This is a genomic window from Pseudomonas sp. NPDC087342, from assembly GCF_044744265.1.
GTDB classification, from domain to species: Bacteria; Pseudomonadota; Gammaproteobacteria; order Pseudomonadales; family Pseudomonadaceae; genus Aquipseudomonas; species Aquipseudomonas nunensis.
The window spans coordinates 930776-956621 of sequence record NZ_JBIUXZ010000001.1 but is presented as its reverse complement, the minus strand read 5'-3'; the positions used below and the strand labels follow the sequence as shown (position 1 = coordinate 956621).

The window sequence follows — 25846 nt, the reverse complement described above, 5'->3', positions numbered from 1 at the left end:
TCCTGTGGTGAGGGGGCTTGCCCCCGTTGGGCAGCGAAGCGGCCCCCTCTTATCACTGAAGAAGGGGCCTGCTGCGCAGTCCAGCGGGGGCAAGCCCCCTCGCCACAAGTGTCACTCGCCACATGCAATCGGTGCTGGCACGGTTGCTGCTCTTGTCCAAAGACTTCCCAAAAGTCCTGAGGACAAACCTATGAGTCAGCAAGCCGTCAAATTTGCCTACTGGGTACCGAACGTCAGCGGCGGGCTGGTGGTCAGCAAGATTGAGCAACGCACACACTGGGGCATCGACTACAACCGCAAACTGGCGCAACTGGCCGAAGAGGCGGGGTTCGAATACGCCCTGACGCAAATCCGCTTCACTGCCGGTTACGGCGCCGAGTTCCAGCATGAATCCGTGGCCTTCAGCCACGCGTTGCTGGCGGCCACCACCAAACTCAAAGTGATCGCCGCGATCCTGCCCGGCCCGTGGCAACCGGCGTTGGCGGCCAAGCAATTGGCGACCATCGACCAACTCACCAATGGCCGCGTCGCGGTGAACATCGTCAGCGGTTGGTTCAAGGGCGAATTCCAGGCCATCGGCGAACACTGGCTGGAGCACGACGAGCGCTATCGCCGTTCCGAAGAATTCATCCGTTCGCTCAAGGGCATCTGGACTCAGGACAACTTCACGTTCCGTGGCGACTTCTACCGCTTCGACAATTACAGCCTCAAGCCCAAGCCACTGGGCCAGCCGGAAATCTTCCAGGGCGGCAGCTCCCGCGCGGCTCGGGACATGGCAGCGCGCGTATCGGATTGGTACTTCACCAACGGCAACACGCCCGAAGGCATCAAGGCCCAGGTCGACGACATCCGGACCAAGGCTGCGGCGAACAATCATTCGGTGAAGGTCGGGGTGAATGCGTTTGTCATCGCTCGCGACACCGAAGAAGAGGCGCGCGCGGTGCTGGCGCAAATCATCGACCAGGCCGACCCGGAAGCCGTGAATGCGTTTGGCGATGCCGCGAAGCAGGCGGGCAGGGCGTCGCCAGAGGGCGAGGGCAACTGGGCCAAGTCAACGTTCGAGGATCTGGTGCAATACAACGACGGCTTCAAGACCAACCTGATCGGCACGCCGCAGCAGATTGCCGAGCGCATTGTGGCGTTGAAAGCGGTGGGGGTGGATCTGGTGCTGGCGGGGTTCCTGCACTTCCAGGAAGAAGTGGAATATTTCGGCAAGCGCGTGTTGCCGTTGGTGCGCGAGCTTGAGGCCAAGGCACTGAGCCACCAGACCGCCGCAGTCGCCTGACCACCCGAGCCCTTGTAGGAGCGAGGCTTGCCCGCGAAGGCGTCGTCACATTCAACATTGATATTGACTGACACGACGCCTTCGCGGGTAAGCCTCGCCCCTACAGGGGGCAGCGTTTACAGACCCAGGTCGGATAGACCCGGATGATCATCCGGACGACGTCCCAGCGGCCAATGGAATTTGCGCTCGCTTTCCTTGATCGGCATATCGTTGATGCAGGCAAAACGATTGGCCATCAAGCCGTTTTCATCGAACTCCCAGTTTTCATTGCCGTAGGAACGGAACCAGTTGCCCGAGTCGTCGTGCCATTCATAGGCGTAGCGCACGGCGATGCGGTTGCCGGTGAAGGCCCAGAGTTCCTTGATCAACCGATAATCCAGTTCCTTGGCCCATTTGCGGGTCAGGAAGCCTTTGGCTTCTTCGCGGTTGTAGGCGAATTCGGCGCGATTACGCCACTTGGTGTCCAGGGTATAGGCCAGCGACACGCGCTCCGGGTCACGGGAGTTCCAGCCATCTTCGGCCAGGCGGACTTTCTCGATAGCCGATTCACGGGTGAACGGCGGCAATGGCGGACGAACTTCGGCATTAGATGACATTTGAATGTCTCCTCATCAAAGTAAAGTTAAAACACAGTGTCGAGCTTGATTAAGCAGTTACAGGTCCAATAACTTTCGCGCCATGCATTGCGCATTATCGGCGGCACTGTGATCACCCATCACAAGCGCTACGGTAATGGCACCCTCGATCAGGATCAGCAGCTGTTTAGCCAGTGCCTGCGGGTCGGTGGCGCCATGTTCGGTGCAAAGCTCGCTCACGTAGTCGAGCAGTTTTTGTTTGTGGTCTTTGGCGACCAGGCGAACCGGGTCTTGCGGGTCGCCTGTTTCGCCGCTGGTGTTAATGAAGGCGCAGCCGCGGAAGCCTTCGGAGTCGAACCAGGTCGTGAGCACAGTAAACAGGTTGAGCAAGCGGTCGGCCGGGGTCGGGGCTTTGTCGACTTCGGTCCTGAACCAGTTCATCCAGCGCACATCCCGGCGTTGCAGGGCTGCGACGACCAGCTCCTCCTTGTTGGCGAAGTAGCGGTAGATACTCTTTCTGGAGACGCCGGCGGTTTTCACCAGAAGATCCATGCCGGTGGCGGCGATGCCACTTTTGTAGATCAACTTTTCGGTGACATCCAGAATGATGTCGCGTGTGTCGTTGCTAGTGATTTCGTTCATGGGGCAAACAGTAGAACGATCGTTCTCCTTGGTCAACAGGATTTTTATGGTGACCGTGAAATTGCTTTCGCGGGCAAGCCTCGCTCCTACAGTTAACCGTATTCCCCTGTAGGAGCGAGGCTTGCCCGCGAAGGCGTCATTACAGACAGTAACAAGACCCAAACGGATCCATGGTGTAAGCTCTCGGGTTCTTCGGATTCGACCTTTTTGCGAGCCTTATGCCGTCGCTTTTCAAACGCTCTCTGCTGCCCAAACTGCGCAGTTTTCCGCTGACCGCCGATGCCGTCACCATTCTTTCCGGCGCCGCCGAATATCGTCGTTGCCTGCTGGAAAAAATCGCCCAGGCGACCCGGCGCATCTATATCGTCGCGCTATACCTGCAACAGGACGAAGCCGGCCAGGAAGTCCTCGATGCCTTGCACGCCGCCAAACTGGCGCGTCCGGAGCTGGACGTGGTGGTGGTCGTGGACTGGCTGCGCGCCCAGCGCGGTCTGATCGGTGCCGGCAAGCAGCCGGGCAACTCGGCCTGGTATCAGGAAATGACCCGCACTCATGAAAGCGAAGTGCCGGTGTATGGCGTGCCGGTGCAGACCCGCGAGCTGTTCGGCGTGCTGCACCTGAAGGGTTTCGTGATCGATGATTGCGTGATCTACAGCGGCGCGAGCCTGAACAACGTCTATCTGCACAAATTCGACAAGTACCGCTACGACCGCTATCACCTGCTGCAGAACAGCGCGCTGGCCGATTCCATGCAGCACCTGATCCAGCACGGTCTGATCGCCTCCAAAGCGGTGCATCGCCTCGACCTGCCGAACCTGCCGACCACCCGCAGCCTGCGCAACGACATCGGCGACCTGCGCAGCCGTCTCAAGCATGCAACCTACGACACCACGGCGGGTGGCGTGGCCAAGGGCGGTCTGTCGGTCAGTCCGTTGCTCGGTGTGGGCAAGAACAACCCGCTGAGCCGGGTGATCTGCGAACTGATCGCCAGCGCCCAGCATCAGCTGACGATCTGCACGCCGTACTTCAACCTGCCGTTGCAAGTGACCCGGGAAATCAACCGCGCCCTGGCCCGTGGGGTGAAGATCGACATCATCGTCGGCGACAAGACCGCCAACGACTTCTATATCCCGCCGAGCGAGCCGTTCAAAGTGATCGCCGCGCTGCCGTACCTCTACGAGATCAGCCTGCGCCGCTTCGCCAAACGCCATCAGCAGAACATCGACAGCGGCCAGTTGAACCTGCACCTGTGGCGTGACGGTGATAACACCTATCACCTCAAGGGCATGTGGATCGACGAGCGCTATACCTTGCTGACCGGCAACAATCTCAACCCGCGCGCGTTCCGTCTCGACCTGGAAAACGCGCTGTTGATCGACGACCCGAAAAACGAGTTGCAGGCACCGCGTCGCAAGGAGCTGGCGGAGATTTTCGAAAACACTGAACGCGTCGCCCGTTACCTGGACCTGGAAACCCTGCCGGAGTATCCGGGGGCCGTGGCCAAGTTTCTCAAGCGGGTGAGTCGGGTGCGGATTGAGCGGTTGCTCTATCGGATGTTGTGAGGGTTAACACAGCCTTGTTGCTGTGTTGATTGTAAGAATGCCTTCGCGGGCAAGCCTCGCTCCTACAGGTTGTGTGTCGTGCCGTATTAACGCGACCAACACAAACCCTGTAGGAGCGAGGCTTGCCCGCGAAGGGGCCTTGCCAGACGCTACAAAACTCAGTTCAAACCCAACTTCCCACGCAACGTAGACAAATCCTCAGCCAAGGTATTCACCGGCCCAACCAGCGCCTTACGGTCAGCTTCTTTCACTTTGTCGTAAGTCTCGAAACCGCCATCCTTGGTTTTGTACTTGGCCAGGATCTTGTCCACGGTGGCGAAGTTCTTGTCGACCTTGGCGATGAAGGCTTTGTCTTGTTTCTCGATCTGCGGGTGGAACAGGTCGACGATTTTCTTCGCGCCGTCGATATTGCCCTGGAAGTCATATAGATCGGTGTGGCTGTAGCGGTCTTCTTCACCGGATATCTTGGTCGCGGCGACTTCTTCCAGTAGGGCAGCAGCGCCGCCAACGACTTTCTCAGGCGGGAAGGTCAGGCCGGCCACGCGGGTTTGCAGGTCCTTCACGTCGCCGTTCAGTTTGTCCGCCAGTTCGTCCAGGCCCTTGGTGCTCTTTTCCGAGAACAGGGTGTATTCGATGCGGTGGAAACCGGTGAAGTCGTCGGCTTTCACGCCTTTTTCGTGGTCGTCGACACGGGAGTCGATGGACGCATCCAGGTCACTGAACAGTTCGGCAATCGGCTCGATCGATTCGTAGAACACGCGAGTCGGTGCGTAGAGTTTTTGCGCGGTGGCCAGGTCGCCTTTTTTCACGGCGTCGGTGAACTGTTGAGTGTGGCTGCCCAGTTGGTCCAGTTGTTCGGTGACGTAGATCTTGTAGTCCGAAACCGGGCCCACCAGATCCAGCGGCGCCGTCGCCGCGAAAGCTGAAAACGGGGTACTGAGCAAGCCAAGGGTCAGCATTAAAGCGAGTGGCGACTTTTTCATGGGACGGTTCCGTATTGGGGGTTGTTATGAACGGGTTATGCAGTTGTTTTTGGCTGATGAGCAGCTTGTGTAGCGTCTAGCAGTGAGCGACCGATGAAGTCCTTGTCGCCCGTCACACCCGGCAAGGTGAAGAAATACCCGCCGCCCACCGGCTTGAGGTATTCCTCCAGCGGCTCGCCGTTGAGGCGGGTTTGTACAGTGATGAAGCCTTTTTCCAGGTCGGCCTGGTAGCAGATGAACAGCAGTCCCATTTCCAATTGGCCGTTCTTGTTCACGCCGTTGGAATAGTTGAACGGGCGACGCAGGATCAGGTTGGCCTGGGTTTGCGCGGTACGCGGATTCGCCAGGCGAATGTGCGCGTCGAGCTTGGTCAGCTTGCCTTCCGGGTCCTTGGCGTAGTCCGGGACCTGGTTTTCGTGCTCGCCGCCCATCGGCGCGCCGGTGCTCTTGACCCGGCCGAGGATGCTTTCCTGTTCCTGCAACGGCGTGCGGTCCCAGCGCTCAACGAAATTGCGGATGATCCGCACCGCCTGGTAGCTGCCGTTCGCGGCCCAGGCCGGTTCGTCGCTGCCCGGTTGCACCCAGACAATGCTGTCCATGGCCTTGGTATCGTTGGAATCGGGGTTGGCCGAGCCGTCGCGGAAACCCAGGAAGTTGCGCGCACTTTGCGCCGGCACACCCGGTTTCGCCGGGGCTTGCGGCGGCACGCTGCCTTCCTGTTTCCAGCGCACCAGCAGCAAGTCGGGCAGGTTTTTCACGATGTCGCGCAGGGCGTGGATGTTGGTGTCGGTGGTGTTGGAGCAGAACTGCAAGCTCAAGTCGCCGTGGCAGCAATCCGCTTCCAGGGCATCGTTGGGGAAACCGACCATGCGGATCAGCCGCTTGGGTTTGGCGTTGGCCAGGCCGAAGCGCTCGTCGAACAGCGACTCGCCGACCGACACGGTGATGGTCAGGTTGTCCGGCGTGACCACCGGGCCGAGAATCCCGGAATCCACTGGCGGCAGTTTCGGATCAACCTGCGTCACGGCGCCGCCCTTCATCAGGAACGCGATGCGCTCGTTGAGGGTGCGGAACAGTCGCTCCAGATCATCGCGGTCGGCGGCCAATACATCAAACGACACCAACATGCCCGACGCCGGGCGCGGGGTCACGATGCCGGTCTGGTGCTTGCCATAAAAGGTGTGGCGGTCTTCGGTTTTTTCGCTGCTCGGCGCTTCGGTCACCTGGCTGGAAGCGGCCATCGCCGGGCAGCTCAGGGCGGTGCCGGCCAACGCGACACCGGCGGCGCCCATGCCCATCAATACGCGGCGACGCTGGGCGGAAAACTGTTCCAAGTCTTTCATCTAAATGTCGTCTTCTACTTACAGGCCGGAAAGGCCAAGGGCTGGGTCGATTTCGTCGAGTACGGCGGCCAGGGTCTTGGCCTTGTCGGCGATCTGTTTGCGTTGCTCGGCACTGACCGTGTCGTAGCTGGCGTAGCCATCCTTGACCTTGAATCCATTGAGTTCGGCATCGAAAGCGCTGATGGCACTGTCGATTTTTGGCAGCAACTCGGCGGCGGACTTGCTCAGCAACGGCCGCAACAGGTCGACAACCTTGCGCGCCGCGTCGAGGTTGGCGGTAAAGCCGTTCAGGTCGGTGTGGCTGTAGCGTTCTTCTTCACCGCTGCTGGCGCGCACGTCGGCGATGCTGTTGAGGTTGCGCACCACAATGCTCACCAGTTGCTCCGGCGGCAGGGACTGGGCGAGCAATTGCTGTTTGAGCGTGGTGATGTCGATGATCAACTGCATGGCAACCGGCGCCAGGGCGTCGAGTTTGCGTTGCTGGAACAGCGCGTATTCGAGGCGATGGAAACCGGTGAAGGCCGAATCCTGCTCGCGTTTTTCAAAGTAATCGGCGCGCGCGTTGACGGCGTTGTCCAACTCGGCCAGACGTTGCGCGGCCGGGGCGATCCGTTGATAGGCGGCGCGGGCCGGCACATAAAGCGCTTGGGCCTGGGCCAGGTCGCCGGCTTCAATCGCCTGCTTCAGGGCGGTCACGGCTTTGATCAGCGCGCTGCTTTGGCTGCTCAGGTACACGCGAAATTCCGACAGCGGACCGATGAACGCGACCATCGATGGACGGGCCTTGGCCGCTGCATCGGACGCCGCGGTCGGGGTCACGTGCAAGGTGCCACGCGGGTTGCTCAGCAAGCCGCAAGTGATCGCATAGTCACCGGGCGCCAGGTTGGCGTTGATCACCTGGCTCAGGCCCGGCGCAATGTTTTCCCGTTCTTCGACCACCAGCACGCCGTCGAGGATTTCCCACTCCACGGCCCGGTCGGAGCGGTTGACGATGCGGAAACTCGCGTGCCCGGCCGGGACCGTCAGCGCGTTCGGCTCGCAACTTTTCGGGTGGATATTCACCACCATTTCGTCATGGTTGGTCTGGCGCTTGGCGGCGGCCATTTTCGAGGCGTAGTAGAACAGGCCACCGGCCGCGATCATCACGATCACCGAACCGGCCACCGCCCAGCGCAACGCGCGGGGAGGGGAAGCCACGGGAGGAGTAGGCGTTGACATGAATGCCCTTATTGGCTGGAAACGGAAGAAGATTGCTTGACGGGCGCGGCGGCCGGGAGGAAGAACATCACCAGCGCCACCACCAGATAAATCAGATACGCGCCGAGGGTGCTGACGGTCGGTGCGTCCTGGTAACCGAACATGCCGGCCAGTACCGAGCCCAGCGGGCCATCCATCGGCAGTGTGGCGCTGAAGTCGAAAAGCACGGTTTGCAAGTGATTCCACACGCCCGCTTCATGCAGGGCCTGCACCGAGTTGGAGAGGATGCCGGCGGCGACGACGAGGATAAACAAACCGGTCCAGCGGAAGAACGCACTGAGGTTCAGGCGCATGCTGCCGGTGTAGATCAGGAAGCCGACGATGATCGCCAAAATCAGGCCGAGCAGGGCGCCAATCGGTGCCGCTGCGCCTTCGCTTTGCTGGAACACCGCCAGCAGGAAAAACACGGTTTCCAGACCTTCCCGGGCCACGGCGAAAAACACCATGGCGATCAGCGCGGTGACCTGGTGTTTGGAACCGGCCAGTGCGTGATCGAGGGAAACGTGCAGGGAATGCTTGATCGAACGCGCCACTTTGCGCATCCAGAACACCATAGAACTGAGAATGCCGACGGCGACCAGGCCGACGATGCCTTCGAACAGTTCCTGTTGCTTCTGCGGGAACTCGGCGCTCATCAACTCCAGGCCACCACCGACCAACAGCGCCAGTGCAGCGGCGAGGAACACGCCAATCCACACGGCGGGCATCCACTGGCCACGGCCGGTTTGCTTGAGGTAACTAGCGATAATGCCGACGATCAACGCCGCTTCAATGCCTTCGCGCAGCATGATCAGAAAGGGAACAAGCATTCAGCACCGTGTCGAGTTAGTTAGGTTGCTAAGTTGTAACATAATGACACTCATTCTCACATGAGATCGATTGACTTTAGCTGAACCTTAGCTGAACGACCCAAAAGATCCCCCCAATCCCTGTAGGAGCGAGGCTTGCCCGCGAAGGCGGCGTGTCAGTCAGCAGAGATGTTGAATGTGCCGGCCTCTTCGCGAGCAAGCTTCGCTCCTACAGGTTTCCCGGCGGACCACCAATTTGTGATCGACTCAAATCCATTGTAGGAGCGAGGCTTGCCCGCGAAAGCGGCTGAACATTCAACATCATCGTTGACTGATCCACCGCTTTCGCGAGCAGGCTCGCTCCCACAGGGGCTCTGCGCTGGGCTAATATGCCCGCCACTTGAACAAGAACAGGGCTCACCCCGCGCAATGTCGGAAAAAGACACCATCGCCATCCAACTGGTGCGTGAAGCGCTGTTGCAAAGCTGTGCGCCCGGCGCGGCCACCGAAGAGGTGTTGCACAAAGTCGGGATTGATCCGGCGTTGCTGGACGCTGTTGACGCCCGAGTCCCAGCCACTTCGTACGCACGATTGTGGCGTTTGCTGGCCCGGCGCGGTGACGATGAGTTTTTCGGCATGGACCCGCGCCAGCTCAAATCCGGCAGTCTTGAGTTTCTGTGCCGCTGCGCCATGGTCCAGCCCAACCTCGCCGCAGGCCTCACCTCGGGCCTGGCTTTCCTGTCGTTAATGCTTGAACACCTGCCCGCGCAACTGGTGCGCCAGCAAAGCCTGGCGGAAATCGTCTTGCTCGAAGACGACCAGGACCCGCGCCGGGCCTTCACCTACTTCACGTACTGGATGATTGTCCACGGCGTCGCTTGCTGGTTGGCGGGTCGGCGGATTCCGATCCTGGCCATCGAACTGCGCTGCCCGGCGCCGGACTTTTGCGATGACTATCAGGTGATGTTTTCCGAGAACCTGCGCTTCGACCGGCCGCGCACGCGGATGATTTTCGCCGCCGATTGCCTGGACCTGCCGATCAAGCGCAGCCCGGAAGAACTCAAGCGCTTCCTGGCCCATGCACCGGCCAATATTCTGGTCAAATACCGCGACCCGGAAAGCCTGGCCAGTCGGATCAAACACGATCTGCGGCAACTGCCCGCCGAACAATGGCCGGAAACCGAGGCCCTGGCGCAGCAACTGTGCATGTCGGCCTCGACCCTGCGCCGGCGCTTGGCCGAAGAAGGGCAGACCTGGCAGGGTTTGAAAGACAGCGTGCGCAAGGAATTGGCGATTGTCTGGCTGGCGGAACCGAGCATCAGCTTTGCCGAGATTGCGGCGCGGTTGGGATTTGCCGATGCGAGTTCGTTCTACAAGGCGTTTCGCAAGTGGTCGGGGACTAATCCGGGGCATTATCGGAGTTTGATTCTTAACGAAGCGAGCTGAGTATTGCGTTGATCGGGCGGGACTCTTCGCGGGCAAGCCTCGCTCCTACAGGGGTGGGGTGATCACACCCATTCCGATCACCCCCGGCCCTGTAGGAGCGAGGCTTGCCCGCGAAGGCGCCCGCCCAGACAACCCACCTCTAGAACCTTGGCCAAACCAGTCAAACAACTTGATAGCTTTGACCATTGCCCCACACCCCGCGCGGCGCGAGTATTCCTGTGTTGATTACGGTTCCCCCAACCTAATAAAAATACAGAGGGATTCTGGCAATGCGCGATTACTTGTCTGCCACTTCACAGTTCGATTATCAGCACACCGTGGATGCCGCGCTCGCCGGCGATTTGACGGCGCTTAACGCCTGCGTCGAATGTTGCGACCGTCATGCATTGCCGGGTCGCATTGCGCTGTTCTGGGAAGGGCGCGATGGCGCCAGTGCGACGTACACCTTCACGGATTTGCAGGACAAAGCCGCGCGTCTGGCCAATTTCCTGCTGGCCCAAGGCGTGCAGAAGGGCGACAAAGTCGCTGGCCTGCTGCCGCGTAACATCGAATTGCTGATCACCGTATTCGCCACCTGGCGCATCGGCGCGGTCTACCAGCCGCTGTTCACTGCGTTCGGGCCGAAAGCCATCGAACACCGCTTGAGCAGCTCCGGCGCCAAAGTCGTGGTCACCGATGCAGTCAACCGCCCGAAACTCGCGGAAGTCGCCGATTGCCCGACTATCGTCACCGTCGGTGGCGCCAAAGGGCAGGGCATCGTGCGAGGCGACTACAGTTTCTGGGCCGAACTGCCCAATTTCTCCCCGGTATGCGAACCAGTATTGCTGACCGGTGAAGACCCGTTCCTGCTGATGTTCACCTCGGGCACCACCGGCCCGTCGAAAGCGCTGTCGGTGCCGCTCAAGGCCATCGTCGCTTTCCAGAGTTACACCCGCGACGCCGTCGACCTGCGCCCGGAAGACGCGTTCTGGAACGTCGCCGATCCAGGTTGGGCCTACGGCATCTATTTCGGTGTCACCGGGCCGATGTCGATGGGGCATCCGATCACCTTCTACGATGGCCCGTTCACCCTCGAAAGCACCTGCCGGGTGATCAACAAATACAACATCACCAACCTGACCGGCTCGCCGACGGCTTACCGTTTGCTGATTGCCGGGGGCGAAGAGTTCGCCAAGTCGATCAAGGGCAAACTGCGCATCGTCAGCAGCGCCGGCGAGCCGCTGAACCCGGAAGTGATCCGCTGGTTCGCCGACAACCTCGGCGTGGTGATCCACGACCATTATGGCCAGACCGAACTCGGCATGGTCCTGTGCAACCACCATGGCCTGGACCATCCGATCCACATGGGCGCCGCCGGTTTTGCCTCGCCGGGGCATCGCATCGTGGTGCTGGATGACGAGTACAAAGAACTCGGTGTGGGTCAGCCCGGCATCCTCGCCATCGACCGCACCCAGTCGCCGATGTGCTGGTTCAACGGTTACGAAGGCGCGCCGACCAAAGCCTTCGTCGGCAACTATTACCTGAGCGGCGACACCGTCGAGTGGAACCCGGACGGCAGTATCAGCTTCGTTGGCCGCAGCGATGACGTGATCACCACTTCCGGCTATCGCGTCGGCCCGTTCGACGTTGAAAGCGCGTTGATTGAACACCCAGCGGTGATCGAAGCCGCAGTGGTCGGCAAACCCGACCCGGAACGCACCGAATTGGTCAAAGCCTTCGTGGTGATCTGCGAGCAATACCGCGCCACGCCGGAACTCGCCGAAGAACTGCGCCAACACGTGCGCAAACGCCTGGCCGCGCACTCGTACCCGCGTGAAATCGAATTTGTCAGCGAATTGCCGAAGACCCCAAGCGGCAAATTGCAGCGCTTTATCTTGCGCAACCAGGAAATCGCCAAGGCTCAAGAGGCCGCGGCTCCCAAAGCTTCTGCTTGAATCGAAGGAAATAATGATGCAGATCGAAAACAAGGTTTTTCTCGTCACCGGCGGTGCGTCCGGCCTGGGTGCCGCCACCGCTGAAATGCTGGTGGGTGCGGGCGCCAAAGTGATGCTGGTGGACATGAACGCCGAGGCTGTCGCGGCCCAGGCTGAACGTCTCGGCGCGCAAAGCGTAGTGGCCGACATCAGCAACGAAGCCGCTGCCGAAGCCGCCGTCGCCGCCACCGTCAAAGCCTTTGGTGGCTTGCACGGTCTGGTGAACTGCGCCGGCATCGTGCGGGGCGAGAAGATCCTCGGCAAGACCGGCCCGCATGCGTTGGCCAGTTTCAGCCAGGTGATCAACGTCAACCTTATCGGCAGCTTCAACATGCTGCGTCTGGCTGCGGCGGCCATCGCGGAAACCGAAGCGGACGCCGACGGCGAGCGCGGCGTGATCATCAACACCGCATCGGCAGCGGCTTACGACGGCCAGATTGGCCAGGCTGCTTACGCTGCGTCCAAAGGCGCGATTGTCAGCCTGACCTTGCCCGCCGCCCGTGAACTGGCGCGTTTCGGCATCCGTGTGATGACCATCGCTCCCGGCATTTTCGAAACGCCGATGATGGCCGGTATGACCGAAGAAGTTCGCGCGTCCCTGGCCGCTGGCGTGCCGTTCCCGCCGCGCCTCGGTAAACCGGGCGAGTACGCCGCGCTGGTCAGGCATATCATTGAAAACAGCATGCTCAACGGCGAGGTGATCCGTCTCGACGGTGCCTTGCGCATGGCGGCCAAATAAGGAGGATTTGTCATGACCCTTTCCAACGATCCGATTGTTATTGTCAGCGCCGTTCGTACCCCGATGGGCGGTTTCCAGGGTGAACTGAAAAGCCTGACCGCACCGCAACTCGGGGCTGCCGCGATCAAAGCCGCCGTCGAACGCGCCGGTGTCGCCTCTGACGCAGTTGACGAAGTGCTGTTCGGTTGCGTGTTGCCCGCCGGTCTCGGCCAGGCGCCTGCACGTCAGGCTGCACTGGGCGCCGGGCTGGATAAATCGACCCGTTGCACCACCGTGAACAAAATGTGCGGTTCCGGCATGGAAACCACGATCCTAGCCCACGACATGCTGGTCGCCGGCAGTGCCGAGGTGGTGATCGCCGGTGGCATGGAAAGCATGTCCAACTCGCCGTATCTGCTGGACCGCGCGCGCAGCGGTTACCGCATGGGCCATGGCCGGGTGCTGGATTCGATGTTCCTCGACGGCCTCGAAGACGCCTACGACAAGGGCCGCCTGATGGGCACCTTCGCCGAGGATTGCGCCGAGACCAACGGCTTTAGCCGCGAAGCCCAGGATGCGTTTGCCATTGCCTCGACTACCCGCGCACAACAGGCGATCAAGGACGGCAGCTTTAAGGCCGAGATCGTGCCGCTGAATGTCACCGTGGGTAAAGAACAGGTGCTGATCAGCAACGACGAACAGCCACCGAAAGCCAAACTGGACAAGATCGCCTCGCTGAAACCGGCATTCCGCGACGGCGGCACCGTGACCGCGGCCAACTCCAGCTCGATCTCCGACGGCGCGGCGGCACTCGTATTGATGCGGCGTTCCGAGGCTGAAAAGCGCGGCCTCAAGCCACTGGCAGTGATCCACGGCCACGCGGCGTTTGCCGATACCCCGGGCCTGTTCCCGGTGGCCCCCGTCGGCGCGATCAAGAAGCTGATCAAGAAAACCGGTTGGTCGCTGGACGAAGTCGAGTTGTTTGAAATCAACGAAGCCTTCGCGGTGGTCAGTCTGGTGACCATGAGCAAACTGGAAATCCCCCACGAGAAGGTCAACATCCACGGCGGCGCCTGTGCGTTGGGCCATCCGATTGGTGCGTCCGGCGCGCGGATTATCGTGACCTTGCTCTCGGCCCTGCGCCAGAAAGGCCTGAAACGCGGCGTTGCAGCGATCTGCATTGGCGGCGGCGAAGCAACGGCCATGGCCGTGGAATGCCTGTATTGACGCTGCCCTTGTAGGAGCGCGGCTTGCCCGCGAAGGCGTTCTTGAGATCGCCTTCGCGGGCAAGCCTCGCTCCTACAATGAAAGGTGCACCGTGGCTTACTTTTAAGGATTCACCATGATTCCCAATGACGAACAACTGCAGATCAGCGAAGCCGCCCGGCAATTCGCTCAGGAGCGGCTGAAGCCATTCGCCGCCGAGTGGGACCGCGAGCATCGCTTCCCGAAAGAAGCCATCGGCGAAATGGCCGAGCTGGGCTTCTTCGGCATGTTGGTGCCGGAAGAGTGGGGCGGTTGCGACACCGGTTACCTGGCCTACGCCATGGCCCTGGAAGAAATCGCTGCCGGCGACGGCGCCTGCTCGACGATCATGAGCGTGCACAACTCCGTGGGTTGCGTGCCGATCCTCAAGTACGGCACCGACGAACAGAAAGAACGTTTCCTCAAACCGTTGGCCAGCGGTTCGATGCTCGGCGCCTTTGCCCTGACCGAACCCCAGGCCGGTTCCGACGCCAGCGGCCTGAAGACTCGCGCCAAGCTCAACGGCGATCACTACGTGCTCAACGGCTGCAAACAGTTCATCACCTCCGGGCAAAACGCCGGGGTGGTGATTGTGTTTGCGGTAACTGATCCGAGTGCCGGCAAACGCGGGATCACCGCGCTGATCGTGCCCACCGATTCGCCGGGCTACAAAGTCGCGCGGGTCGAGGACAAACTCGGTCAGCACGCGTCCGACACCTGCCAGATCCTGTTCGAAGACGTGAAAGTGCCGGTGGCCAACCGTTTGGGCGAAGAGGGCGAAGGTTACCGCATCGCCCTGGCCAACCTTGAAGGCGGGCGCGTTGGCATCGCTTCGCAATCGGTGGGCATGGCCCGCGCCGCGTTTGAAGCGGCCCGCGATTACGCCCGTGAACGCGAAAGCTTCGGCAAGCCGATCATCGAGCATCAAGCGGTAGCATTCCGTTTGGCGGATATGGCGACCCAGATTGCTGTCGCCCGGCAGATGGTGCATTACGCCGCAGCGTTAAGAGACAGTGGCAAACCGGCCTTGGTCGAAGCCTCGATGGCCAAGCTGTTCGCCTCGGAAATGGCCGAGAAGGTCTGCTCGTCAGCGTTGCAAACCCTCGGCGGTTACGGTTACCTGAACGACTTCCCGCTGGAGCGGATCTACCGCGACGTGCGGGTGTGCCAGATCTACGAAGGCACCAGCGATATTCAGCGCATGGTTATTTCGCGCAATCTTTAAGAAGGAAATCTTTATGACGTACGAAACGATTTTGCTGGAAACCCACGGTCGCGTCGGCCTGATCACTCTCAACCGTCCGCAAGCCTTGAACGCGTTGAACGCGCAGCTCGTCAGCGAAGTGAACCACGCCCTCGATGGCCTGGAAGCCGATTCGAACATCGGCTGCATCGTGCTGACGGGCTCGAAAAAAGCCTTCGCCGCCGGTGCCGACATCAAGGAAATGGCCGAGCTGACCTATCCGCAGATCTACCTTGACGACCTGTTCAGCGACAGCGACCGCGTGGCCAACCGCCGCAAGCCGATCATCGCTGCCGTTAACGGCTTCGCCCTCGGCGGTGGCTGTGAACTGGCGCTGATGTGCGACTTCATCCTGGCCGGCGACAACGCCAAATTCGGCCAGCCAGAAATCAACCTCGGCGTGCTGCCGGGCATGGGCGGCACCCAACGCCTGACTCGCGCCGTGGGCAAAGCCAAGGCCATGGAAATGTGCCTCAGCGGTCGTTTGATCGATGCCGTGGAAGCGGAACGTTGCGGGATTGTCGCGCGGATCGTACCGGCGGATGAGCTGCTGGAAGAAGCGCTGAAAATCGCGGCGCTGATTGCCAGGAAGTCGTTGCCGATTGCAATGATGGTCAAGGAAAGCGTGAACCGCGCGTTTGAAGTCAGCCTGTCCGAAGGCGTGCGCTTTGAGCGTCGGGTGTTCCATGCGGCGTTCGCCACGCAGGATCAGAAGGAAGGGATGGCGGCGTTTATTGGCAAGCGTGAGGCCGAATTCCAGGGTAAGTGATTTAGCGTTTTCAGAGGCGCCTTCGCGGGCAAGCCTCGCTCCTACAAGGGATCTCCGAAACACAGAGATCCAATGTAGGAGCGAGGCTTGCCCGCGAAGCTTTTAAGGCTTCACACCAAATAGTTCTTCAATTCCCGAGCAATCACCATCCGCTGTATCTCGCTCGACCCTTCATAAATCTGGGTAATCCGCGCATCCCGGTAGTAACGCTCCACCGGATAATCCTCCAGATACCCATACCCGCCATGAATCTGCATCGCCGACGAACAGACCTTCTCGGCCATCTCGGACGCAAACAACTTCGCCTGTGAAGCCTCCGACAGACACGGCTTGCCCGCACTGCGCAACCGCGCGGCGTGGAGGATCATCAAACGAGCAGCGTTCAGTTGCATGTGCATGTCCGCCAGCATGTTGGCGATGCTCTGGTGTTCGATAATCGCCTTGCCGAACTGCACCCGATCCCGCGCGTAAGCCAGCGCCGCTTCAAACGCTGCCCGAGCAATGCCCAGCGCCTGGGCGGCGATGCCGATGCGCCCGCCTTCAAGGTTGGAGAGGGCGATGGCCAGGCCTTTGCCGCGCTCACCCAGCAGGTTGGCTTCAGGAATGGTGCAGTTGCTCAGGGTTACCGCACAGGTATCGGAAGCGCGGATGCCCATTTTGTGTTCAGTGCGATCCACGATAAAACCCGGGGTGTCGGTCGGCACCAGGAACGCCGAGATACCGCGCTTGCCCAGGTCCGGATCGGTCACGGCAAACACAATCGCCAGTTTCGCTCGCTTGCCGTTGCTGACAAATTGCTTGGCGCCGTTGATCACCCACTGGCCGTCCCGCAGTTCGGCGCGGGTGCGCAGGTTGTGGGCCTCGGAACCGGCTTGCGGCTCGGTCAGGCAGAAGCAGCCGATGGCCTGACCGCTGGCGAGGTCCGGCAGCCAGGTCTGTTTCTGTTCATCGGTGCCGTAGTTCAGGACTGGCCCGCAGCCCACGGAGTTGTGGATGCTCATCAATGCGCCGGTCGCGCCATCGCCGGCGGAAATCTCTTCCACGGCCAGGGCGTAGGCGACGTAGTCGACATAGGTGCCGCCCCATTCCTCCGGGACCACCATGCCCAACAGGCCCAATTCACCCATTTTCGCCACCAGACCGTCGTCGATCCAGCCAGCCTTTTCCCAGGCCTGCGCGTGGGGCGCGATTTCGCCACGGGCAAAATCCCGGGCCATGTCGCGGATCATCACTTGCTCTTCGCTCAATTCGATATCGTGCATGGCTCAGCTCCCGCTCTGCTCAAAACCCGTGAAGAAACTCTCGACATGCTCGGCGTGCAGCGCTTGCAAGGTCGGCGGGTTCCAGCGCGGTTGCTTGTCTTTATCGATCAGCAAGGCGCGTACGCCTTCGATCAGGTCGCCGCGTTCGAACCACTGACGGTCCAGGTGCAGCTCAAGGGCGAAGCACTGTTCCAGGCTCAGCTTGCGACCGTGTCGCAACATTTCCAGGGTCACGCCCATGGCCAGCGGCGAACGGGTTTCAAGCAGGTCGGCGGTGGCTGTCGCCCATTGGTGGCTGTCGGCGACGGTCACTTCGCGCATTTGCTCCACCATACTCGCCACGTCCGGCAGGGCGAAGAAGTGGTCGATGGCCGGGCGCAGTGCAATCAGCGGCGCATCGGACAGTTGTTGCACGGCGAGTTTGGCCAGTACGCCTTGCAGGTCCTTGAGCGGCGAGTCGTGCCATTCCAGATGATCAAGTTGCTCGTCCAGGCTGCCCAGTTTGTCGCTTTCCAGATACCAGTCAGCCAGACCGCAATACAGCGCATCCGCCGCGCGAATCTGTACGCCGCTGACGCCCAGGTAAATCCCCAGTTCGCCGGGGATCCGTGGCAGGAAGTAGCTGCCGCCAACGTCCGGGAAATAACCGATGCCCACTTCCGGCATCGCCAGGCGACTGCGCTCGGTGACCACGCGCATATCGGCGCCTTGCACCAGGCCCATGCCGCCGCCCAGGACAAAGCCGTCCATCAAGGCCAGGACCGGTTTGCAGTAATTGTGAATAGCGAGGTCGAGGGCGTATTCCTCGACGAAGAAATCTTCGTGCAAGGTGTCGCCGTTTTTGTAGCTGTCGTACAGCGAACGAATGTCGCCGCCAGCGCAAAAGGCTTTCTCGCCGGCACCGCGCAACACCACGGCGTTGACCTGCGAATCTTCGGCCCAGGCATCGAGCTGGTTTTGCAGACGACGGACCATGTTCAGGGTGAGGGCGTTGAGACCGGCGGGGCGATTGAGGGTCAGGTGACCGATGTGATTGCGTACCTCGGCCAGCACTTCATTTTGCATGGCATCCATGGCGGTAGTCTCCTGGGATGAAACCTGAGCAGTCATCGATAACTCCCTGCTTTTATTGTTCTTTATAGACAAGCTCGCGCGCGAGCGATGCTCGATCGTAACAGTGCAAATTTGTGATGTACAACCGGGATAACTGCAGGTTGTGTATGCATTTTTACCTTAGTGCAAAATCCAGCGGCCGCGGTCGAATAGTTTTCCCTAGGCACGCGAAAACCCTGTGGGAGCGAGCTTGCTCGCGATGGCGGCGTGTCAGTCGACGTTGATGTGACAGACAGATCGCAATCGCGAGCAAGCTCGCTCCCACAGGGTTCGGTGGTGTGTCAGGTTCTGCCGCTAAGCACTTCGCCGATGCTGCGCCGCTTGGCGTGCAATTCACTGGCATGAATCAACTGCTCAAGGTCTTCCGGCGTGACGTCAAAAAACGCCTCCATGTCCGCCAACGCCAGTTTCAAATCCTCGGCGGAGATCGCCTGACTGTCTGCCGAAGGCATGACCGGCACAGGTTCGGCGGGGCGTTTGGGGTAGCGGATCTGCGTGAGGTTGTTATACGCCAACGCACTGAGCAGCATGGCCGAGGCGCTGAGCATCACCGGGCCGAGGGCTTTCCAGTCCAGGGCGATAGTCGCCGGGTCGGCCAGCACCAACAGCAGCGCCAAGGCCCCGGCCGGTGGGTGCAGGCAACGCAGCCAGCACATCAGGATCAGCGCCATGCCCGCCGCCAGGCAGGCGCTGCCGAGCGTGCGGCCGAGTACATGAGCGACCAGCAGCGACACCACCCCGGCGCTCAAGTAGCCACCGAGGATCGACCACGGCTGGGCGAGGGCGCCGGAGGATACGGCGAACAACAGCACCGCCGAGGCACCCAGCGGCCCGACCAAGTGTTGCGCCACTTCGATGCCGAACACCTGACTGCACAACCAGACGCTGAACAGCGTGCCCAGGGACATGCCGATGGCGGCGCGGCTCCATTCCGAAGGACGAGTGTTGACGGCAGCGGGTAACCAGCGTGCGAGCATGATGATTCCGTAGACAAAAAACCCAAGCAAAAAAAAGGCTTAGCTGGGATACCCAGAAAGCCCTTGAAGGTGTTCCAACTATTGGGGGAGGAACGAGGCACAGTGTGCCGCTGATTCCCGGCGCTGACAAATTCATATTAATGCAGCTTCAGTGCATTATTTTTGCAGTAAAGCCACCCGCCGACCGGCCATGAAACACAACGATCCGCCCATCGCAGTCAGCGCGCACAAGGCGTAGAACATCGTCGGCGCCGGGGTGTGCAAGAGCAGGAAACCGCAAATCACCGGACTCAACGCGCCACCGAGGGCCGCGAGGTTTTGTGCGCCGTAGTAACTGCCGCGCAGTTCTTCCGGGGCCAGGGTGTCGACGAACAGGAATTCCGCTGGATAGATGATCATTTCGCCGAGGGTGAAGATGAACATCGCCACGCACCAACTGACCAGGCCGTCCGCCAGGCTGAACCCGATCAACCCGACGATGAACAGGCTGGTGCCACCGGCAATCCAGTAGCGCAGTTGTTCGCGCTTGAGGAAACGGCCGATCTGGTATTGGAGCAGGATCACGCTGATAGCGTTGCAGGCGAGCAGGGCGGCCATGGTTTCCAGGGCGCGCTTGGAGTCGTGGGTCACCAGCAGGTATTGCGACAGGTACAGGGTGAAGCGGCCGTGGACCACGGTGCTGAACAGACAGCCGCAGGTGAACATGATCAGCGTGCGGTCGTTCTTCAGGGTGGTCAGGGTCTTGAGAAAGCTTTGCGGCTGGCCGATGGCGGGCACCTGGGCGGCGTCTTTCGGAATCCCGCTCATCAGGAAGATGCTGAAGAAAGCGATGCCGCCGGCAATCAGGAATGGCGCAATCGGATACACCCCGGCGATCACCACACCGAGCATGGGGCCGGTGGCGTAGCCGATGTTGGTCAAGGTGTAGCGCAGGGAAAACGCCTTCGCCCGCTGGCCCATGGGCAGGTTTTCGCTGAGGATCGCCTTTGAGCCGATCAGGAACAGCGCCGAAGCGGTTTCGGTGATCACCAGGGTGGCGGTGGTCAAGTAGAGGTTCTCGGCGAAGGTCAGCAGCACGAAGCCGATGGCGCTGGAGAGCATGGCCAGGATCAACAGCCGCCGTTTCTCCAGCCGGTCGATGATGTAGCCGCCGTAGAGCGCGAGCAGGGTGGCGATAAACACCGCGATGCCCAGCAGCAGGCCAACGTCCTGTTGGTTGAGACCGAGTTTGTTGCTCAGGAACAGCGTGAGCAACGGGCTGGTAATGGCGCGGCTGACGACGATGGTCAGCGAACAAATCATCAACCGGCGGATAACGAGCGAGTAAGTGGCCACGGTGGTGCGGATGTCCTTATTCAGATGTTGTAGTGCTCGGCGTCATACCGAGTCGCTGCCATTCGCGGGCAAGCCTCGCTCCTACAGGTGTGCGCTAACCCCGTAGGAGCGAGGCTTGCCCGCGAAGAGGCCAGTGCTGAAAACAAAAATTTCAAGTCAACCACCGATCCAACGTCGCAACAGATTCCAACTCTTCAACCTGCCACAACTGCTCAAGCAATTCCTCAGCCTGCCGCCGCGGCAAAACCCGCCCGGCCAGACTGAAAAACTTCTCCTCCAGCGCCGCATCACTCAACGGATTGCCCGGCGCGCCCAGCGGCACTTCAACGCAAAGACTCGCCTGCCGACCTTCCACGGTCCGCACGCTCACAATGGGCTCGCCATCCTCAGACAATTGCGGATCCACCTCAAGCCGAATCCGTGAGATCCAGTGCGCGATTCGCGGGTCACTGCGTTGTGCATCGTCATACGCCTGCAATCGGCAATGCCCCAGTACCAATCGCGCGGCCAGGGCGTAACGCAAACTCATCTGCGCCGCCGCCAGACTCGCGACTTCCTGGCCGCCGCACATGTCCTGCAGGAATCCGCACAGCGACACGTGAATGTCCTCGACCTGATCGGCATCAACCTGCAACTGCGCCAGCAACAACCCCAGGGCATCAATCGCCGAATGGGTCCCACGGCAGGCGGCGTAAGGCTTGATCGAGCAGCGTGCGAGTTTCCACACCCGGCCAAGCTCCGCGTCCAGCGCCTCGGGTACGGCGGTATCGCCGGCGAGGGTTTTGAGAAAGCCGCCCCAGACATCATCGAACAGCTTGGTCGGCCCGGTGATGCCGCGCTGGGCAAAGCGTGCCGCGAGCAAACCACCTTCGGCAGCACGACCGCTGTGGAGTTTTTTGCTTTGGGAGCCGTCATGGATAAAGGCCCAAAGCCCGCCGCTGAAACTGCCGGCGATGCCGAGCGCGGATAAGATTTGCGCAGCATCGAGGCCGAGAATCCGCGCACTGGCCGCCGCCGCACCGAATACCCCGCAAGTTGCCGTGGAGTGCCAACCGGCGCCGTTATGCGCCGAATAACTGCCGCAGGCTTCGAGCACGCGACGGCCGATTTCGTAGCCGATGACCACGGCGGTGATGAACTCCCGCCCACTCACGGTTTTGCCGGACATCGACACGGCGGCCATGACTGCCGGCAACACCACGGCACCGGAGTGATCGCAACCGCCGGTGTCGTCCAGCTCCAGTGCATGGGCAGCGATGCCATTGAGCATCGCCGCTTGAGCCGCGCCGACTCGCCAGTCGGTGCCCCAGACCAACGTGCTGCCGGTTTCGCCTTCGAACACCAGACGCGCCTGTTTCGCCACATCACTGCCAGCCCCGGCCAGGGTCGCGCCGAAGGTGTCGAGAATGTGTCGTTTGGCTTGAGCCACCAGCGCCGTGGGCAAATCCTCAAAGTGCGTATCGACGCAAAACTGCGCCAGGTGCTCCATGCGCATCACGCCCTGGTAGGCGCTGCCGAACTCGTTCATACGCCGTAATCCCGATAATGCCGTTCATACACCGCCGAAGGATGATTCTCCGTCACGGTCACCCCCGAATCCGCCCACCATTGCGCGACTTCACCCGCCGTGGCGATCCACACGTCCTTATGTTGCTGAATACCTTCGAGCAACTCGCGCAACACGCCAATCCGCCCCGGCGTGGCGATGATTTCCGGGTGCAGCCGCAGCACATAGCACAGGCCAAAGCGATGAAACCCGGCGAAGTCCATTTGCAGGTTGCCGAGGGTGTGGCTGTACGAGGCAATCCGCGATTGCGCCGGTGGCACCGCCGGGCTGAGGTTGAAGGCGAAGTAGGGCTCGTCCTCCAGTTCGTAGTGCAATGGCAACTCGATGACTTCGGGCGCCGTCGGGTGAGCGAATGGCAAATCATCGCCGCGCCAGGATGAAGACCAGCGGATGCCTTGATCCCTCAACGCTTCGATAAAGCCTGGCGCACCGTTACCGGCCGGGATACGAAACCCGGTTGGACGCACGCCGGTCAACGCTGTCAGGGCTTCGCAACCCTTGGCGATGTCGGCGCTCTGGGCGGCTAAATCGAGGTCGTCGTAGTTCTGATGGCGATAACCTGCGCAGGCGATCTCATGCCTGCCAGCGAGTATTGCCTTTATGTGTTCAGGGTTTTCCTCGGCGACGATGCCGGGAATGCACCAACTGCTGGAAACGCCCAATTCCGCAAACAAACCCAGCAGCCGATCCACGCCGCGCTGGCTGCCGTAGCGCCAGACCGACAACGTCTTGTCGCGCCCGGCGACTTCCGGGGCCTGAGTCAGGATGCCGTGGATGTCGTTGTAATCGACGGTCAATACGACGGCGCAGCGATAGCCGTTCGGCCAGAGATTGGAATCAGCCATGGTGATGCTCCTTCAGCCACCACTGGGCGACATCGCGGCAGGTGGCGAACCACACGTCATCGCGCTGGCGCATGTGTTCGAAGAGTTTTTCCAGCAACAGGATGCGCCCCGGTTTGCCGGTGATCTTGGGGTGGAACAGGGTGGTCAGGCACAAGCCTTCGTCCATGGCGCCGTCGTATTCGCGGCACCAGTTGTCGAGGGTCAGTTCGTAACTGGCGGTACGGTCCAGCCCGGAAGGGAAGTTCGGGGCGCGGGTGTAGGCGAGGGAGGCGTAGTCGTCCATTTCCCAGCGCCCGGGGATTTCTACCAATGGCGTGTCGAAGCCAGGGACGTTGACCAGATACGGCCGGTCATCGCCGCGCATGCTGCTGGAGTAGGTCACGCCGGCTTCCACCAGCATCGCCGGGGTTTCGGCGCGCCAGTCACCGGACGGCGTGCGAAAGCCTTCGGCGCGGATGTTCAGGTGCTTCCAGAACACCTCGCGGGATTTCTTCATCACGTCCTTTTGCTGGTCCAGCGTCAGGGCGTAAAAGGATTCGTGTTTGTAGCCGTGGTACGCCACTTCATGGCCGCGCTCGACAATCGCCTGGCATTGTTTCGGCCAGTTCTCCACGACCCAGGCCGGGACGAAGAACGTCGTCGGGATCTTGAACGCGTCGAGCAGATCGAGGAGACGGGGCAGGGCGCGATACGGGCCGTAGCCACCGAAGCCGAAGTACTCGGGCTTGTGCCAGATAGAACCGTTGAGCATCGCATCGCCGGTCGGGCCATCGAGATCAAAGGCCAGGGCGAGGCAGGCCTTGTGCGGGGCGGGCCAGGTGGGTTGTAGCGAGGAGGACATCAGTGGCACTCCATTCATCTATAAGTAAAAACACAATCCCCCTGTAGGAGCGAGGCTTGCCCGCGAAGAGGCCGGCACATTCAACATCTCTGCTGACTGACACACCGCCTTCGCGGGCAAGCCTCGCTCCTACAATGGATTTGAGTCGATCACAAATCCGTGGATCGCAGCGAAACCTGTAGGAGCGAAGCTTGCTCGCGAAGAGGCCGGTACATTCAACATCTCTGCTGACTGACTCACCGCCTTCGCGGGCAAGCCTCGCTCCTACAGGGCAAGCATTACTTGCCGGCGTTGATAGTCACAGTCTTGATCGCGCCCAATTCCAGGTCCCACTTCTTCAGGATGGTCTGGTACGTGCCGTCATCAATCATGCTCTGCAACGCAACCTTCACCGCTTCACTCAGCTCAGGCTTTTTCTTGCTCAAGCCCATGCCGGAGAACTGCACGGAAATCGGCTGGCCGACGGTTTTGTACATGTCCTTTTCCTGAGTCTTCAGGTACGACAAGGTTTCGCTACCCTGCATCGCCGCATCGATGCGGCTCTGGCGCAGTTGCGCACGGGCATCTGCCGAGCCTTCGGTACCGACCACCACGATCGCCGGTTTGCCGGCGGCTTCGCAGTTGGCTTTGCTGTACTCGGCGATTTCCACCGGGAAGGTAGTGCGGCGGCTGGTGCCGACTTTCTTGCCACACAGGTCGGTGATTTCGTTGAAGTCCTTGTTCTTCTGCAAGGTGTAGAACTGCGGACCGCTGGTGAAGTAGTCGACGAAGGTCACGCTGGCCTGACGCTCTACGGTGTCGGTCATGCCCGACAGCACCATGTCCACGCGGTCGGTGGTCAGCGCGTTGATCATTTGCTCGAAGCCGGTTTCCTGCCATTTGATCTTCACGCCCAGACGCTCGGCCAGGGCGTTGCCCAGGTCATAGTCGAGGCCCGTCAGCGTGTTGGTCGCCGGGTCCTTGAAATCCATCGGTGGGTAGTTCGGCATGATCGCAACGACGATCTCGCCCTTGGCCTTGATGCTGGCCGGCAATTCGGCGGCGAAGCTGAAGCTGGAAGCCATCAGGCCGGCGAGTACTGCTGGAATTACGAAGTTCTTCATGGTCGTTCTCTTATGAGTGTTGTGAGCGCCAAGCGGCGCTTAGGTTCGAACGGCAGAAATGAAGCTTTGGGTGCGCGGGTTTTGCGGACTTATTAGTATTTCTTCGGGGCTTCCAGCCTCCACGATCTGCCCGCCGTCCATAAACACCATGCGGTTGGAAACCTCGCGAGCGAAGCCCAGTTCATGGGTGACGACGATCATGGTCATGCCGGTTTGCGCCAGATCGCGCATCACCGACAGCACCTCACCGACCAGTTCCGGGTCGAGTGCCGAAGTGGGTTCATCGAACAGCATCAGCTTGGGCCGCATCGCCAGGGCGCGGGCAATCGCCACCCGTTGCTGCTGGCCGCCCGACAGTTCAATCGGGTAGCTGTTGCATTTGTCGGCCAGGCCGACGCGAGCGAGCAGTTCCAGGGCTTCTTCGTGCGCTTCTTTGGGCGAGCGCTTGAGCACCTGGCACGGGCCTTCGATGATGTTTTGCAGCACAGTCATGTGCGGGAACAGGTTGAATCGCTGGAACACCATGCCGGTGGCCAGGCGTTGACGGGCAATCTGCGACTCGTTGAGTTCGTGCAGTTTGTTGCCGACGACCCGGTAACCCACCAGTTCGCCGTCGACCCAGAGGCCGCCCTTGTCGATTTTTTCCAGCTGATTGACGCAGCGCAGCAAGGTGCTCTTGCCCGAGCCGGACGGGCCGATGATGCACAGCACTTCGCCTTGCTCGACCTCGATGTTGATGTCCTTGAGCGCGTGGTACTGGTCGTAATATTTGTTCAGGCTCACGGCCTTGACGATGTTTCTCATGTCGGACTCCTCAAGAACGCTTGCCGGCGCCGCGAGCGAAACGACGCTCCAGACGGCTTTGACCGAAGGACAGGACGGTGACGGCGACCAGGTACCAGATACCGGCGACGATCAGCAATTCCATGACCCGGGCGTTGGCGTAGTAGATGTTCTGGGCGTTGTAGTGCAGT

Annotated in this window: 23 protein-coding genes and 1 pseudogene; 8 read left to right on the top strand and 16 right to left on the bottom strand. The window is 60.7% G+C overall.

Annotated elements, in window-relative coordinates; genetic code table 11:
- The first annotated feature begins 190 nt into the window (after nucleotides 1–190).
- Nucleotides 191–1285, top strand: coding sequence for a dimethylsulfone monooxygenase SfnG (sfnG, locus tag ACIOYV_RS04315; protein ID WP_401321139.1), 1095 nt, complete (start codon nucleotides 191–193; stop codon nucleotides 1283–1285).
- 116 nt (nucleotides 1286–1401) lie between these two features.
- Here sfnG and ACIOYV_RS04310 read toward each other — a convergent pair whose 3' ends face one another.
- Together ACIOYV_RS04310 and ACIOYV_RS04305 are read right to left on the bottom strand one after the other, a co-directional pair.
- Nucleotides 1402–1881 carry a nuclear transport factor 2 family protein gene (locus ACIOYV_RS04310; protein ID WP_054045802.1) on the bottom strand — a complete coding sequence of 160 codons (480 nt, stop codon included), beginning with the start codon at nucleotides 1879–1881 and terminating at the stop codon, nucleotides 1402–1404.
- Nucleotides 1882–1938: 57 nt separating this feature from the next.
- Nucleotides 1939–2502: a TetR/AcrR family transcriptional regulator gene (locus ACIOYV_RS04305; protein ID WP_401321136.1), complete on the bottom strand. Its 564-nt coding sequence runs from the start codon at nucleotides 2500–2502 to the stop codon at nucleotides 1939–1941.
- A 218-nt stretch (nucleotides 2503–2720) separates the two neighbouring features.
- Between ACIOYV_RS04305 and pssA the strand changes: the two genes are divergently transcribed.
- Nucleotides 2721–4064, top strand: coding sequence for a CDP-diacylglycerol--serine O-phosphatidyltransferase (gene pssA / locus ACIOYV_RS04300; RefSeq protein WP_401321134.1), 1344 nt, complete (start codon nucleotides 2721–2723; stop codon nucleotides 4062–4064).
- Between the two features lie 158 nt (nucleotides 4065–4222).
- Here pssA and efeO (ACIOYV_RS04295) read toward each other — a convergent pair whose 3' ends face one another.
- Genes efeO (ACIOYV_RS04295) through efeU form a run of 4 tightly spaced genes read right to left on the bottom strand, consistent with a single transcriptional unit; the run spans nucleotide 4223 to nucleotide 8456 of the window.
- Nucleotides 4223–5047: an iron uptake system protein EfeO gene (gene efeO / locus ACIOYV_RS04295; RefSeq protein WP_054045816.1), complete on the bottom strand. Its 825-nt coding sequence runs from the start codon at nucleotides 5045–5047 to the stop codon at nucleotides 4223–4225.
- Nucleotides 5048–5082: 35 nt separating this feature from the next.
- Nucleotides 5083–6390 (bottom strand): iron uptake transporter deferrochelatase/peroxidase subunit, encoded by a 1308-nt coding sequence (gene efeB / locus ACIOYV_RS04290; protein ID WP_401321130.1) that lies wholly within the window; start codon nucleotides 6388–6390, stop codon nucleotides 5083–5085.
- An 18-nt stretch (nucleotides 6391–6408) separates the two neighbouring features.
- Nucleotides 6409–7608 (bottom strand): iron uptake system protein EfeO, encoded by a 1200-nt coding sequence (gene efeO / locus ACIOYV_RS04285; protein ID WP_401321128.1) that lies wholly within the window; start codon nucleotides 7606–7608, stop codon nucleotides 6409–6411.
- A gap of 8 nt (nucleotides 7609–7616) precedes the next feature.
- Complete coding sequence (efeU, locus tag ACIOYV_RS04280; protein ID WP_054045822.1) at nucleotides 7617–8456, bottom strand: iron uptake transporter permease EfeU; 840 nt, start codon at nucleotides 8454–8456, stop codon at nucleotides 7617–7619.
- 408 nt (nucleotides 8457–8864) lie between these two features.
- On the opposite strand from efeU, the gene ACIOYV_RS04275 reads away from it, so the two are divergent.
- The 6 genes from ACIOYV_RS04275 to ACIOYV_RS04250 all read left to right on the top strand — a co-directional run bounded on the left by ACIOYV_RS04275 (nucleotide 8865) and on the right by ACIOYV_RS04250 (nucleotide 15829).
- Nucleotides 8865–9881 (top strand): AraC family transcriptional regulator, encoded by a 1017-nt coding sequence (locus ACIOYV_RS04275; protein WP_401321125.1) that lies wholly within the window; start codon nucleotides 8865–8867, stop codon nucleotides 9879–9881.
- Between the two features lie 269 nt (nucleotides 9882–10150).
- Nucleotides 10151–11815 carry an AMP-binding protein gene (locus ACIOYV_RS04270; RefSeq protein ID WP_401321123.1) on the top strand — a complete coding sequence of 555 codons (1665 nt, stop codon included), beginning with the start codon at nucleotides 10151–10153 and terminating at the stop codon, nucleotides 11813–11815.
- A gap of 16 nt (nucleotides 11816–11831) precedes the next feature.
- Nucleotides 11832–12593: an SDR family NAD(P)-dependent oxidoreductase gene (locus ACIOYV_RS04265; RefSeq protein ID WP_054045828.1), complete on the top strand. Its 762-nt coding sequence runs from the start codon at nucleotides 11832–11834 to the stop codon at nucleotides 12591–12593.
- A 12-nt stretch (nucleotides 12594–12605) separates the two neighbouring features.
- Nucleotides 12606–13799 carry an acetyl-CoA C-acyltransferase gene (locus ACIOYV_RS04260; RefSeq protein ID WP_401321120.1) on the top strand — a complete coding sequence of 398 codons (1194 nt, stop codon included), beginning with the start codon at nucleotides 12606–12608 and terminating at the stop codon, nucleotides 13797–13799.
- A 115-nt stretch (nucleotides 13800–13914) separates the two neighbouring features.
- Nucleotides 13915–15042, top strand: a complete 1128-nt coding sequence (locus ACIOYV_RS04255; protein ID WP_265038668.1) for an acyl-CoA dehydrogenase — start codon at nucleotides 13915–13917, stop codon at nucleotides 15040–15042.
- 13 nt (nucleotides 15043–15055) lie between these two features.
- The gene (locus ACIOYV_RS04250; protein WP_401321117.1) at nucleotides 15056–15829 is read left to right on the top strand and encodes an enoyl-CoA hydratase; all 774 of its coding nucleotides are present in this window, start codon (nucleotides 15056–15058) and stop codon (nucleotides 15827–15829) included.
- A gap of 110 nt (nucleotides 15830–15939) precedes the next feature.
- On the opposite strand, the gene ACIOYV_RS04245 is transcribed toward ACIOYV_RS04250, so the two are convergent.
- The 10 genes and pseudogenes from ACIOYV_RS04245 to ACIOYV_RS04200 all read right to left on the bottom strand — a co-directional run.
- Nucleotides 15940–17091, bottom strand: a complete 1152-nt coding sequence (locus ACIOYV_RS04245) for an acyl-CoA dehydrogenase family protein (RefSeq protein WP_054045835.1) — start codon at nucleotides 17089–17091, stop codon at nucleotides 15940–15942.
- 3 nt (nucleotides 17092–17094) lie between these two features.
- Nucleotides 17095–18201, bottom strand: a complete 1107-nt coding sequence (locus ACIOYV_RS04240; RefSeq protein WP_401321114.1) for an enoyl-CoA hydratase/isomerase family protein — start codon at nucleotides 18199–18201, stop codon at nucleotides 17095–17097.
- Between the two features lie 284 nt (nucleotides 18202–18485).
- Entirely contained in the window at nucleotides 18486–19181 is a 696-nt protein-coding gene (locus ACIOYV_RS04235) for an HPP family protein (protein ID WP_401321111.1), read from the bottom strand.
- A 156-nt stretch (nucleotides 19182–19337) separates the two neighbouring features.
- On the bottom strand, nucleotides 19338–20516 hold the full coding sequence (locus ACIOYV_RS04230; RefSeq protein WP_401321109.1) for an MFS transporter: 1179 nt from the start codon (nucleotides 20514–20516) through the stop codon (nucleotides 19338–19340).
- Between the two features lie 151 nt (nucleotides 20517–20667).
- Nucleotides 20668–22011: an MmgE/PrpD family protein gene (locus tag ACIOYV_RS04225; RefSeq protein ID WP_401322600.1), complete on the bottom strand. Its 1344-nt coding sequence runs from the start codon at nucleotides 22009–22011 to the stop codon at nucleotides 20668–20670.
- A 29-nt stretch (nucleotides 22012–22040) separates the two neighbouring features.
- Entirely contained in the window at nucleotides 22041–22928 is an 888-nt protein-coding gene (locus ACIOYV_RS04220) for a polysaccharide deacetylase (protein WP_401321107.1), read from the bottom strand.
- Nucleotides 22921–23769 (bottom strand): polysaccharide deacetylase, encoded by an 849-nt coding sequence (locus ACIOYV_RS04215; RefSeq protein ID WP_265038662.1) that lies wholly within the window; start codon nucleotides 23767–23769, stop codon nucleotides 22921–22923. Before ACIOYV_RS04215 ends, ACIOYV_RS04220 begins: the two co-directional genes overlap by 8 nt.
- A gap of 278 nt (nucleotides 23770–24047) precedes the next feature.
- Nucleotides 24048–24872: an ABC transporter substrate-binding protein gene (locus ACIOYV_RS04210; protein WP_401321104.1), complete on the bottom strand. Its 825-nt coding sequence runs from the start codon at nucleotides 24870–24872 to the stop codon at nucleotides 24048–24050.
- Nucleotides 24873–24911: 39 nt separating this feature from the next.
- Nucleotides 24912–25676, bottom strand: a complete 765-nt coding sequence (locus tag ACIOYV_RS04205) for an amino acid ABC transporter ATP-binding protein (RefSeq protein WP_054045848.1) — start codon at nucleotides 25674–25676, stop codon at nucleotides 24912–24914.
- Between the two features lie 10 nt (nucleotides 25677–25686).
- Nucleotides 25687–25846 (bottom strand): annotated as a pseudogene (locus tag ACIOYV_RS04200) (amino acid ABC transporter permease); the annotation flags it as partial.

Coding starts and splice junctions, on each gene's coding strand:
- ACIOYV_RS04240 (WP_401321114.1), bottom strand. CDS start 18,201: ATGACTGCTCAGGTTTCATCCCAGGAGACTACCGCCATGGATGCCATG.
- ACIOYV_RS04260 (WP_401321120.1), top strand. CDS start 12,606: ATGACCCTTTCCAACGATCCGATTGTTATTGTCAGCGCCGTTCGTACC.
- ACIOYV_RS04220 (WP_401321107.1), bottom strand. CDS start 22,928: ATGGCTGATTCCAATCTCTGGCCGAACGGCTATCGCTGCGCCGTCGTA.
- ACIOYV_RS04225 (WP_401322600.1), bottom strand. CDS start 22,011: ATGCGCATGGAGCACCTGGCGCAGTTTTGCGTCGATACGCACTTTGAG.
- ACIOYV_RS04205 (WP_054045848.1), bottom strand. CDS start 25,676: ATGAGAAACATCGTCAAGGCCGTGAGCCTGAACAAATATTACGACCAG.
- efeB (WP_401321130.1), bottom strand. CDS start 6,390: ATGAAAGACTTGGAACAGTTTTCCGCCCAGCGTCGCCGCGTATTGATG.
- ACIOYV_RS04250 (WP_401321117.1), top strand. CDS start 15,056: ATGACGTACGAAACGATTTTGCTGGAAACCCACGGTCGCGTCGGCCTG.
- ACIOYV_RS04210 (WP_401321104.1), bottom strand. CDS start 24,872: ATGAAGAACTTCGTAATTCCAGCAGTACTCGCCGGCCTGATGGCTTCC.
- ACIOYV_RS04310 (WP_054045802.1), bottom strand. CDS start 1,881: ATGTCATCTAATGCCGAAGTTCGTCCGCCATTGCCGCCGTTCACCCGT.
- ACIOYV_RS04245 (WP_054045835.1), bottom strand. CDS start 17,091: ATGCACGATATCGAATTGAGCGAAGAGCAAGTGATGATCCGCGACATG.
- ACIOYV_RS04255 (WP_265038668.1), top strand. CDS start 13,915: ATGATTCCCAATGACGAACAACTGCAGATCAGCGAAGCCGCCCGGCAA.
- ACIOYV_RS04270 (WP_401321123.1), top strand. CDS start 10,151: ATGCGCGATTACTTGTCTGCCACTTCACAGTTCGATTATCAGCACACC.
- ACIOYV_RS04305 (WP_401321136.1), bottom strand. CDS start 2,502: ATGAACGAAATCACTAGCAACGACACACGCGACATCATTCTGGATGTC.
- ACIOYV_RS04275 (WP_401321125.1), top strand. CDS start 8,865: ATGTCGGAAAAAGACACCATCGCCATCCAACTGGTGCGTGAAGCGCTG.
- sfnG (WP_401321139.1), top strand. CDS start 191: ATGAGTCAGCAAGCCGTCAAATTTGCCTACTGGGTACCGAACGTCAGC.
- efeO (WP_054045816.1), bottom strand. CDS start 5,047: ATGAAAAAGTCGCCACTCGCTTTAATGCTGACCCTTGGCTTGCTCAGT.
- efeU (WP_054045822.1), bottom strand. CDS start 8,456: ATGCTTGTTCCCTTTCTGATCATGCTGCGCGAAGGCATTGAAGCGGCG.
- ACIOYV_RS04265 (WP_054045828.1), top strand. CDS start 11,832: ATGCAGATCGAAAACAAGGTTTTTCTCGTCACCGGCGGTGCGTCCGGC.
- pssA (WP_401321134.1), top strand. CDS start 2,721: ATGCCGTCGCTTTTCAAACGCTCTCTGCTGCCCAAACTGCGCAGTTTT.
- ACIOYV_RS04215 (WP_265038662.1), bottom strand. CDS start 23,769: ATGTCCTCCTCGCTACAACCCACCTGGCCCGCCCCGCACAAGGCCTGC.
- ACIOYV_RS04235 (WP_401321111.1), bottom strand. CDS start 19,181: ATGCTCGCACGCTGGTTACCCGCTGCCGTCAACACTCGTCCTTCGGAA.
- efeO (WP_401321128.1), bottom strand. CDS start 7,608: ATGTCAACGCCTACTCCTCCCGTGGCTTCCCCTCCCCGCGCGTTGCGC.